The following is a 12,212-nucleotide window of genomic DNA, read 5'->3' as shown; positions in this document are numbered from 1 at the left end:
AGTCCACATCGTTGTTCGCTGTCGGAGCATCATCACGGAAGGAAATGGTGCTGCCCAGCTGGATGCTGTCACTCGCCGTATCGCCATCACCATCGGTCACTGTCGCTGTCAAAGTCACAACATTGGCTGCAAGGCTCACAGCCTCATTGGCCTCTGTGTTATCTCCATGCTCAACAGCACGCAGTTGATCCAGCTCAACAGTACCTGCAGAATTCACAGACAGCGTAAAGACAATCGCACCGGCATCATTGGCGGTGTCATCGGAATTGCCAACGCGACCCACAATCTCGCCACCCTCCTCAAAGAGGTAAACCTTGTAGCCTGTGGCCGTATCCACAACACCGGAGTCCGTCTCATCCGTCGCAGACAGCGCGTAAGTCACAGAGGCCTGACCATCCGCACCGGCAACAATCGTGAAGTTGTCTGCAAAGTTCGCCGTTGCATCCGTGGTCAGATCACTCTCGTCAACAGTCAGCGCATCCACTACACCTGTTGCGGTGATCGTCGGCACATCATCCACGATGCGCACAACCAGACTGTTGCTGGCGCTGTCACCATCGGTGTCAGTCACCACAACCGCAAAGCTGGCAAAGGCATCGTTCTCGCCATTGCCACTGGCGTGATCAGCATTGTCCGCAAGGGTAAAGCTGTAGCTCACCTCGCCCGTTACCGCATTAAAGGCCGTAATCCGCAGGGATCCCAGACCATCCGGAGCAGCAATCGTCGTGGCCGTAAAGACACCGTTCTCAATAACCGTCGTCCCGCCAATGGTCAGATCATCCAGACCATCCGGGGTGGAGATGTTAAAGGTCCCCGACTGTGTCAGGCTTTCCTTTGTGCTGTCCGAACCGGATGCCAGATCATCCTCGTCCACCGAGACATCCCCGCCATCGGCCTGAGGCGTCAGGTTGGTGATGGTCACCCCATCATCCGCACCGTTGATCGTGATGGTCAGCGTCGCAGTGTCGGTATCCCCGTCCCCATCGGTGATGGTGTAGGTAAAGGTCTCGGTCAGGGTTTCACCGGACGCAAGGCCCTGCACGGCCGCCGAACCATTGTTCAGTGCATAGCTGTAGCTGCCATCCGCACCCACGCTCAGAGTGCCATGTGAACCGGCGACAGCGCCGTTGCTCACATCAGTCCAGGCAATGCTCTCAAGACCATCCGCTCCGGCATCATCAGCCACACCGTCTGTTGTATTGGCATCACCGTCCTGTACATCTGTTCCGGTGATCACATTGCCGGTCGCAACCGTTGCACCATCCTCGGTCACAGAGTCCGCATCGTTGTTCGCTGTCGGAGCATCATCACGGAAAGAGATGGTGCTGCCCAGCTGGATGCTGTCACTCGCCGTATCGCCATCACCATCAGTCACCGTGGCTGTCAGAGTCACAACATTGGCCGCAAGGCTCACAGCCTCGTTGGCATTCGTGGTGTCGCCATGCTCAACAGCACGCAGCTGATCCAGCTCAACCGTGCCTGATCCATTGACGGACAACGTAAAAACAATCGCACCGGCATCATTGGCGGTGTCATCGGAATTGCCAACACGACCCACAATCTCGCCGCTCTCCTCAAAGAGGTAAACCTTGTAGCCTGTGGCCGTATCCACAACACCGGAGTCCGTCTCATCCGTCGCAGACAGCGCGTAAGTCACAGAGGCCTGACCATCCGCACCGGCAACAATCGTAAAGTTGTCTGCAAAGTTCGCTGTTGCATCCGTGCCCAAAGTGCTCTCATCCACAGTCAGCGCATCCACTGCACCTGTTACGGTGATCGTCGGCACATCATCCCTGAAGGAAATGGTGCTGCCCAGCCGGATGCTGTCACTGGCGGTATCGCCATCACCATCGGTCACTGTCGCTGTCAAAGTCACAACATTGGCCGCAAGGCTCACAGCCTCGTTGGCCTCTGTGTTATCTCCATGCTCAACAGCACGCAGCTGATCCAGCTCAACAGTACCTGCAGAATTCACAGACAGCGTAAAGACAACAGGACCCGAGGAACCACCCGCACGGCCTTCAATCACACCGTTGTTGGCATAAAGGCTCACAGCCTGACCCGTCGCGGTATCCACAACACCGGACGCTGTCCCGTCTGTCACAGACAGGGCATAGGTCACAGAAGCCTGGCCATCCACACCGGCAACAATCGTGAAGTTGTCCGCAAAGTTCGCTGTTGCATCGGTAGTCAGATCACTCTCGTCAACAGTCAGAGCATCCGCTGCACCTGTTGCGGTGATCGTCGGGCCATCATCATGAATGTTGATCTTCAGCGTCGCAACGGAACTGTCCCCCTCATCATCCGTAATCCGGATCGGCAGGGACAGATCAGGCTGTGTCGGAAGCTCGGGCTCAACACGAATGGACTGCCACGCACCCTGACCCTGCGGACGGTACTCAAGCTCGTAGGGACCAGGTCCCTGCCAGTTCAAAGCAACAAACTCAAAGCTGTAAAAACCCGAACTCTGGGGCGTAAAGCTCCCCGTCGTGCTCTGGTTCCACACAGTGTCGTTCAGGATCTCCTCGCCATCAATCGTCAGGCGCGCACCATCATCAACAGATTCACGGAACTGGTAACTCTGTCCCGCCTCAAGCCAGATCTGGCCCGTGATCTTCGTCAGCGTGTTCTCCGCAACCGATCTGTCCTCAAGACTGTCCCCAGAAAGAGGACGCGCTGAACCAAAGGCCGGATTGTTCGCAAGAGCCTGATCAACACCCGGACGCCCCCCGCCGGTCTGTGCCTCCGCAAGCGTCGCACCATAGAGAACACCGTTCACTGCATCAGCATCACCATTGTTGATCTGCTCATCATGGGATGAACCCCCATCAGGATGACGCAGAGGCAGATACTGGATCCAGGTGGCCGTCCCCGTATGGGCTCCATCGGACAGACCCGTCCCATCCTCCTGCAACACCGCAACAAAGGCAAGGCTGTTCGCTGCCCCTTCACCCTCTCCTGCAACAACACCATAGACAATGTTGTCATTCTCCTCATCCCGGTACAGCAGAATCCTCTGACCCTTAACTGTACGAAGACCGCTGTCCTGACCGTTCGTGATCTCGAAGGACAGGTTCTCGAGACCGTCATTGGCCCCTGTGCTGCCAACAGACTGGTCCGCAGAATCAGAGTGCGGATCACCGCTCTCGTCATTCGAGCCATCTGTCTTGAGATCGTAGCCAAAGCTGTTACGCGCCACGCCAATCACTTCGCCAGCCTCAAGGGCACCCTCAAGACCCGCGGGGTTCTTGTCCGCAAGAAGGGCCTGAAGCGCCTGCGGCAAAACAGTGGATACATCATCCTTGCCCAGATCGTTCTGGATCCCCGCACTCTCGTCATGAACAAGGGTCACAGAGGTGATGGTCGGAACATCCTCGATCACAGCAACCGTGTAGTCCTGACGGGCAACGGCGACATTGTTGTCATCGCTCAGTTCGCCACCGGACAGGCCATTGTCCCCCCCGACTTCAGCGCCCTCGGTTGCAATCGCGGAAACGGTGATCACCGTGCTGTCGGCCTCCGCAGAACGCTCCGCACCGCTACGCTCGCGACCATGGGCCTCCTCATCCGAACTGCTCTCCCCACGGGTGGTGTAATCGGAGGTGTCAAAGGAGATGTTGCCGTTAAAGGAGGTCGGGGCCGGAACGGCCTCACCGGTATAGGTGATGGTCCAGCTCTGAAGATCCTCAAGACCCTCTGCTGTTTCTGTCAGAACACCCCGCTCCGCAGTCCAGCCCGCAGGCAGACCAACCAGATCATAGCTGGCAGGAACACCCGACACCTCGAGGCTCAGGCTTTCCGAACCATCGGTGTCGCGCAGGGTTACATCGACCGGAAGATCCAGGGTCTGTTCCTCGTTCACGCTCACAGAACGCGCATTGCGGGCCAGAACCTCGCCTTCCACCTCAGGGCCGGGAACCTCATCGGGGAAGAAATCCGGGACATCGGCCACCGCATCAATCACGGCTGTGGCGGAAAAGGGCAGAACGTTGCCCAGACCGGAATCAGGATCGGAGATCGCTGCCGTACCGCTGAAGGAAATGTCCGCATCGCTGTCGCGGACCGGCACAACAAAGACAGCCCCGAAGTTCTCCGGTGTGATCACCAGTGGCAGGGCAACCCCTGTCACCTCGCTTTCAGCGTCAAAGCCTCCCACAAAGATGCGCACTGTTTCAGCGGCATCTGCTGTCGGGTCATAGCCTTCGATTGCTGTGATCGTCACAGAATCAAGGGTTTCGTTGTCGGCCGGTTCAAAGTCAAAGATCAACTGCATCGGGGCGGCAAAGGTCTCGCCATCCCCGTCCGGGTCCAGCTCGTTCAGCGGGTTGTCATCGCTGCCTTCATCCCCGTCGCTCAGATCATCGGAGGGAACAGCAAAATTCACATGCTGGTTGGGCAGCGCATCCTCGAAGCCGCCGGCGAAGCTGCCGGTGATCCCACCTTCGGGGGCTTCGGTGATGGTGGTCAGGAAGGACAGGGTAAAGACCCCCTCGGCTGCATCGGCTGTTTCCGCGCCAAGGCCCGGACCGGCAAAGGCCAGTTCTGTCGCACCCAGCGGACCCTGCGGGTTGAGCAGGTCAATGATGGACCCCAGATCATCATTGTAACTGGACCCCCCGCCGCCAAGAGCAGGACCGGCACCGGCTGCTGTCTCCAGCGTGCCATCCTCGGCCGCCAGGGCAATCACCTGCTCAATCAGCTGATCTGCGGGAATGACAATACCGTCCACAATCAGATCAGGCATCGCAGAGCCATCAGAACTCTGTGCTACAGAAACAAGATTCTGGAAAACAATACTGGAATCATCCTGACCGTCCTGATCTGTGTCAAAGGACAGAATAAAATCCGAACCGGACACAGACGGAACTGCAGAACCGGCATCAAAGTTCAGTTGATAACTTTGTCCGGCCCGGGCTTCGAACTCTTCAGACGTTCCGTTTTCCGGCAACACCAGTTGAACAACAGTCTGCCCGATCAGAATGTTCTCAGCGTGATTTCCTGTCAGTGTCTCTTCGCCAAGGCCTGAAACAGCAGACACATCATTGTTCTCAATGTCATAACCCATCAATTTTCTCCCAGAGGTCATTTCATATAGAGTTCGCTCTACCAACCACTGAACCCCAAATAAAACCTAAACAACAGGGATAGTTTTTCATAAAAAAATCAGTAGAAAATAATTATTTTCAAAAAAAACATGCAAAAATGTATGATTCTAATGAAAATTCTAAATATATATCACAATAAATAATAACATATATTTTAAATTCACTAGAATATATACAAATATTTTCTCCTGAAACAGACACAAAAAAAGCCGCCCTTTTTCAAGGACGGCTTTCTATTGAGGTTTTTCCGATTTTTACATCAGATCAGGGTCAATGTTCTTCCCTTGAAGTGGGTCATCTGTCGTGAAATCAGACGCATTTACCGAATTCACACCCTGAAGTGTCGTCGTACCGATAGAAGCATTGCCAGTGGTACCGAAGGTAAGTGTTGTATCACCCCCGGAACTTTGAATATCGGCAATCTTCTGGCCATCGGCACGCAGCTCACCACTTGAAACCGTGATTGAAGCACTGTCACTGATGTTCAGGTCAGACAGGATATCGTGCAGGTTCAACTTGTCACCCTGGCCACTGTTAAAGCCATCCACAGTATCCGTGCCTTCACTCAGGACGAAGGTATCACTTCCATTGTTTCCGGTGTCACTGAGCAGATCATTTCCGACACCACCGATGAGAATATCATCACCGGAGCCACCGAAGAGACTGTCATTCCCCAATCCACCGATCAGGAGATCATCATCTCCCTCTCCGAAGATTGTGTCATTACCGGAACCGGCAATCACAAGATCATCCCCACCGCCGGACCAGACAGTATCATCACCACCGCGAGTGACGAAGATATGATCTTCAGTATCCCCACTTGCAGTATCGAAAATACCATCGTTGGCCGAACCATCTGCACCGGAAGTACCAATCACAACAGATCCGCCTGCCAATTGCTGAACCGTCAGACTGTCTGTAATTGTCTCCGTTGCACTCGCCGGATCACCATCACCGTCGACAACCGAGAAGTCGATATCAACGGAACTATCAACAGGTTTCATGAAGGTAATGCTGTAAGCACCTGTTGCAGAGTTGAAGGTCATCGTAAAGCCGGCATCAGCAGGAACAGTGATGTTACCATTTGCATCAACCGTTACAGCAACACCACCGACAGACAGAGCCGAAAGACGGGCGCCATCAGCCCCTTCCACGAGGTTGTCGAAGAGATTACCGCTGGCTGTATAGGTCACATTCAGAGTGCTGGAAGCATCGGAAAGTGCCTGGGCAAGCTGTGCAAAATTGGAGACAGCAACATAGTTGAACAGTGAGGAATTGATGCCATTGTTGTTGTCATCACCGGGCTGACGCAGGAAGTAATCCCTCAGATTTGCTTCACTGACACCACTACCAATTCCAACTGCTGTCACCTGAATGCTGTTGTTGTTGATAGCCGCAACATGCGAGCTGTTCAGATCACTGCTATCGCCGTCCGTGTTTCTGTTAGGCTGACCATCAGACAGGAAGAACAGCCTGTTGACAACATCAGCCTGGGCAAAGACCGGATTGTCGGCCGAGCTCAGATAGTCGGACTGATTTGTGTTGAACATACGGTCCAGACCGGCATCGAAGTTGGTACCACCACCCAAGCGAGGGAAGCTGTCCAGCAGGCTCTGAAGCGTTGATGAAGCATTATCAACTCTTACAAAGTCGGACAGGCTGCTTGCATTCGTCAGACCGGATCTCAGAACATAGGTTCCATGACCAACAGACTCAGGCAGGCTGCTTGATCCGGAGAAGGATACAAAGCTGAATGCCAGATTTGTATCATCTGCTGAATCAGTCCTCAGATTGTTAACAAAGCTCTCAATTCCATTAATCATGGAATTGAATTCCCCGGTAGAGATAGAACCACTGTCATCAATCACAAAACCAATGTTCTGAGGTGTCGAGGACACAACAGTTGTGACATCGGCATCCAGCTCAAGCGCAGTTGTGTCATCAGACACAGACGGCACATCATCCGTGATGTTGACAGACAGGGTTGCATCGTCCCCGTTGCTGAAGGTTGCCGTGATGGTTTCAGCCACAGCTCCGCCGGAATGGTCTGCATTGTCTGTCAGAGTGAAGGTATAGCTGCCATCACTGTTGACCTCCAGCGTACCATGCTGAGTGGTGACTGTCGCAGAGCTGCCGGTCAGGGTCTCTGTCTGGCTCACCCCGTTTTCATCAAGGTAATCAAACTCTGTCAGAGTGATCCCGTTGCCAAGATTAAAGGCACCGGAGGCTGTTTCCGCCGTGCTGGAAGGATCGCTTCCGGTTTCTGTACCGGCAGCAAGATCATCACCATCCTGGTTGAGATCCAGCGCAGCCTCATCAACAGTCAGGCTTGTGTTCTGAACATCGATATCCGGCTGGATATCAACATCGACAGTCTGGCTGACCACAGAGATGTTGTTGGCTGTATTCGGCTCACCACCGGATGTGTTGTCCTCACGGGCAACACCGTAGATGCCAACGGTTCTGCTGACAGCGGCAGAACCGGAATTTGCAGCTTCAAACTCAACACTTACAGACGCTGTGCCGTTTGCATCAAGAGTGAAGTCTGTGCCTGCCTCAAGGATTACATAATCCCCTGCAGGAACATTGTAGCTGTTACCTGCTGTCAGCGTTTCAACAGTATACGGGCTTCCTGTCGGCAATGTTACATCTGCCGGAACAGAGAAGAGGACAAAGTGTGATTCAGACCCGTCTGTAACATCATCAAAATCAACTGTTGTTGTTACAGAGAAGCTGTCGCCAGATTGAACTGTATTGTTTTCCCCGATTGTGAGGTTCTTGATACCATCAGACGAAACGTCGGAATTATCAATTGTCGACACAATCGCAGAATTTGCAGGATTGCTGATATCAATCCGGATCACTGAACCACCCGTACGGTCGATAGCAGTCAACTCACCCGTATTGGAGAAGGCCAAAGCAAAGAGATCAGGGTTGCTGTCTCCAGGAATTTGAACAGAACCAACAGCGGTTGTTGTCAGGCTGCCACCATTCGTCAGATCAGTCAGCGTAAAGCTCACCAGATTTGATGTGCTGCCTGCATCATCAATTGCATAGAACGTGCCCGTACTGGCATCAAATGTCAGATTGTTCAGGGCAACATTCGCCGGAGTTTCAGCAATCAGTGTCTGAACACCGGTTGTCGTATCAACGGAATAGATGTTGCTGTTGTTACCATCAACAGCAGCGTAATACAACGTGCCTTCGGCAAAGACTGCTCCACCATTGCCAGTGTCCGTGTTTGCCGCAAGAACCGAGATATCAAAAGGCTCTGTGACAATCTTGTAAATACCGTTTGAGCCAAAGCCAAACAGGACAGCCGGGTTGGTATCAGGCTGGGCAACGAGAGCTTCAACATTGTTGTCAAAGGCAAGGCCTTCCCCGCTGAATGTACCCAACTCGGTTACCACCCCGGTATCAAGATTAATGGCAGAAACAACAGAGTCATTGCCACCACTCGCGGCACCGTGGATCACATAGGCAATGCCTTCGGACTGTACGCCGGAACTCAGGATTTCAGGCTGATCGGCAACCGCATCCACAACCACATCGACAGTCAGGTTGTTCTGGGTCGCTGTGACACCAGGCACATCCGGATCAACAACATCAGCCGCATAGGTGATGGTGAAGTCCGCATCGCTGTCGTTGTTCGGCAGCTGGATGTACACAGTCTCGGACGCCGCATCGCCAGGAACAGTGATCACACCGCCAGAGGCGCTGAGGGCTGTTCCACCTGTTGCAGTTGTGAAGACCTGCGCACCGGCTGGCAGGGAAGAGACATCAATTCTGATTTCAGAAATGGTCTCGTTGTCTCCGCTGTCCTGGGCCAGATTGAAGGTCACAGCTGTACGAACAATCGTTGCATCACCCACATGCTGGTTTGGCTGGCTGTCTTCGGACGCTGTTCCTGCAGTTGCAGAAACAGTTCCTGTGACATTGTCCAGATCCGCAACAGAAATGGTCAGATGAGCATCATCCGTATCGCCATCGGCATCTGTGATCGTGTAGACGAAGACGTCTTCCTGATCTCCGGATACATCAGCATTCGCCTGATAGCTGTAGGAGCCATCACTGTTCAGTGTCAGCACACCAAAGCTGCCGGTGATCTGGGTAGAGCTGCCAACAACCTGAACACTGTTCGCGACAGTCTGGCCGTTTTCAACCAGACCGACAGAGGTCACGGTCACACCATCAGCACCCTCGACATCAGCTTCGACGGCATCGTTGCTGTCATCGTCGGTACCAGTCAGGACATTGCCGCCTGTGCTTTCGCCCTCATTGACTTCATCCGCATCCGCCACAGCTTCCGGTACATCATCAATGATGCGCACAATGAAGCTGCTTTCCACGGAGTCACCGTCACCATCGGTAATGGTCACCGGCACAGTCAGAAGCAGAACGTTCTCTCCATTTCCATCAGCGTGATCGATCGGGCCTTTCAGCGTAAAGGTGTACTCCATGCTTGAGGCATCGAAACTGATTTCAAAGATATCCGCTCCACCGGCCTGTGCTGTCAGAACACCGTTTGCATAGCTGTAGGTCAGTGCCACGCCACCGGATGTCAGATCCAGATCATCCAGATCACCCAGCTGCTCGTTGCTCAGGCTGATCGGATCAGCTGTTGCCGGAGCAGGACCGGATCCATCAGCAGGACCATCCGCACCAAAGTCAAAGATCAACTCGCCGGTCACAAACGGGAAGCCATCTGTATCCAGGCCATCCTTGGTCGGGTCAGAGCCGTTTGGCAGGTCGTCTTCATCCACCGCAGCAAAGGACGACAGTGTCACATTCGCATTGAAATCGGTGAAGTCCGTATCGCCGCCATTCAGCAGGTCTTCCCAGTTGGAGTTTCCTGGTGCTGCACTGTCTGATTCGTGGTCGAAACCATCAGGGTTCAGGCTTGCATCACGGAAGTAGGCTGGTGCATTGCGTCCGGCCAGTGGCGTGCCATTGGAAACCGCTTCCCAGTCACCATTGGAGTTCTGCTGGAAGGTCACAGGTGTATTGTCCTGAAGACCGGCATTCAGCTCGTGACCATCCGGGATCAGGAAGAAGCTGATCTGGACAGCACCGGCAGGATAGTCCGCAGCCGGAATGGACTTGTCAAAGACCGTTCCACCCTGTGTTCCAATCACACCATCTCTCAACTCGTTGTTGACGTTGGCCCAGATGATCTCGCCGGAAATCGGCTCGCCGTTCGCATCCAGGAAAACATATCCGTAGGAGTTTCTGAAGCCGGCCTGTACCTCACCCAGGTGCTCGACTGTCAGGCTGATACCATCCTCGGGCAGACCGGAGATGCTTGGAACAGACGGAGCATCATCCTCAAAGGTGATGTTGCTGCCCAGCTGGATACTGCTGCTCGCCTCATCACCGTCACCATCGGTCACAGTGGCTGTCAGGGTCACAACATTTGCATTCAGGCTGACGGCATCGTCAGGGTTCGAGGTGTCAGGATGGCTCACGGCACGGATCTGATCCAGTTCCACAGAACCGCTTGCATTGACACTCAGTGTGAAGACCACATCACCATCAGTGTTGCGACCTTCAATCACACCGGCATTGTCATGCAATGTCACAGCCTGACCGGTTGCGGTATCAACAACACCGGAAGCCGTCCCGTCTGTCACAGACAGGGCATAGTCAACAGAAGCCGCACCGTCTGCACCGCCAACAACATTGAAGTTACCGGCAAAGCTTGCAGAGGCATCCGTATCCAGATCACTCTCGTCAACGCTCAGCGTTGCGACAGAACCTGTCGTTGTGATGGATGGAACATCATCAATGATACGAACAGAAAGCGTATCGCTGGCACTGTCACCATCTGCATCCGTCAGGACAACCGGGAAGTTCGCAAAGAAGTCGTTTTCACCGTTGCCTGTCGCATGGGTGGCATTGTCAGTCAGTGTAAAGGTGTAGCTGACAAGACCTGTTGACGGATTGAATCCTGTGATGTTCAGGGTTCCCAGACCGTTAGGCTCGTTGATCGTGGTCGGGGTGAACACACCATCATCAATCACGGTTTCGCCACCGATCACCAGATCACCCAGACCATCAGGTGTGGAGATATTGAAGGTACCAGACTGCGTCAGGCTCTCCTTGGTCAGATCGGAACCATCAGCCAGATCATCCTCATCAACAGTAACATCACCACCATTGAGGGCCGGTGTCAGGTTTGTGATGGTCACACCATCATCCACACCGTTGACTGTAATGGTCAGTGTCGCCGTATCCGTATCACCGTCACCATCACGGATTGTGTAGGTGAAGGTCTCCGTCAGGGTCTCTGTATCATCCAGTCCCTGAACAGTCGCGTTGCTGTTGTCCAGAACATAGCTGTAGCTGCCATCGGCATTCAGCGTCAGGGTACCATAGGCACCTGCTGTCGAACCGTCGACAGAACCGGTTGCAGAGCCAAAGCTCACGGCTGTCACGGATGCACCATCCGCACCTTCAACATCAGCAACGCCATCGGTCGCATTTGCATCCGGGCTGGTGGTGACATCAACACCGGTCAGCACATTACCCGTCGCAGTTTGCGCTGTTTGGGCGTCACTGTCGCTGTCACCATCCTCGGTTACAGAGTCTGCATCGTTGTTCGCAGTTGGAACGTCATCCAGAACAGCAACAGAGAGGACATCTCCGGCACTGTCACCATCGGTGTCGGTCACAACCACATTGTAATCAACAGAGAAGTCGTTGTTCGCAGGATGGTCGACATTGTCATCCAGAGTGTAGCTGTAGGTCACAGTGCCCTGACCCGTCGCAGCATCCAGCGCAAAGCCGGTGATGCTCAGGGTACCTGTCGCATCATTCAGAACCACACCGGTAATATTGGAACCCACGTTCGCAGGCGTCAGCGTGATGGAACCACCACCGGGGGCCTGAATTGTAACAGTGGCAAAACCGTCTGCAGCCGCAAAGGTAAAGCTGCTGCCTGCAGTCTCGCTGTCTGCAGCCTCATTGCTGCCTTCAGGCTCACCGGCACGCGCCGGCAGACCCGCCTCGTCAACAGTCACATCGTTGCCATCCGCCTCAAGGCCGTTGATGGTCACGACATCATCCGCACCGTTGATGGTGATGGTCAGAACCGCTGTGTCGGTATCA

At 54.0% G+C, this 12,212-nt stretch carries 2 protein-coding genes; both read right to left on the bottom strand.

Annotated elements, in window-relative coordinates; all coding sequences use genetic code 11:
- Positions 1-5,065 (bottom strand): DUF5801 repeats-in-toxin domain-containing protein (locus AAAH10_RS16470; RefSeq protein WP_343565575.1); only part of this gene is annotated, 5,065 nt, incomplete at its 3' end.
- A gap of 294 nt (positions 5,066-5,359) precedes the next feature.
- A partial coding sequence (locus tag AAAH10_RS16465; RefSeq protein WP_343565574.1) for a T1SS-143 repeat domain-containing protein occupies positions 5,360-12,212 on the bottom strand: 6,853 nt, incomplete at its 5' end.

The sequence above is a fragment of the Carbonatibacter coralli genome (assembly GCF_039592655.1).
Lineage (GTDB): Bacteria > Pseudomonadota > Alphaproteobacteria > Kiloniellales > Kiloniellaceae > Carbonatibacter > Carbonatibacter coralli.
The sequence above is the reverse complement of the archived record's forward strand: the minus strand, read 5'-3'. Positions and strand labels throughout refer to the sequence as shown.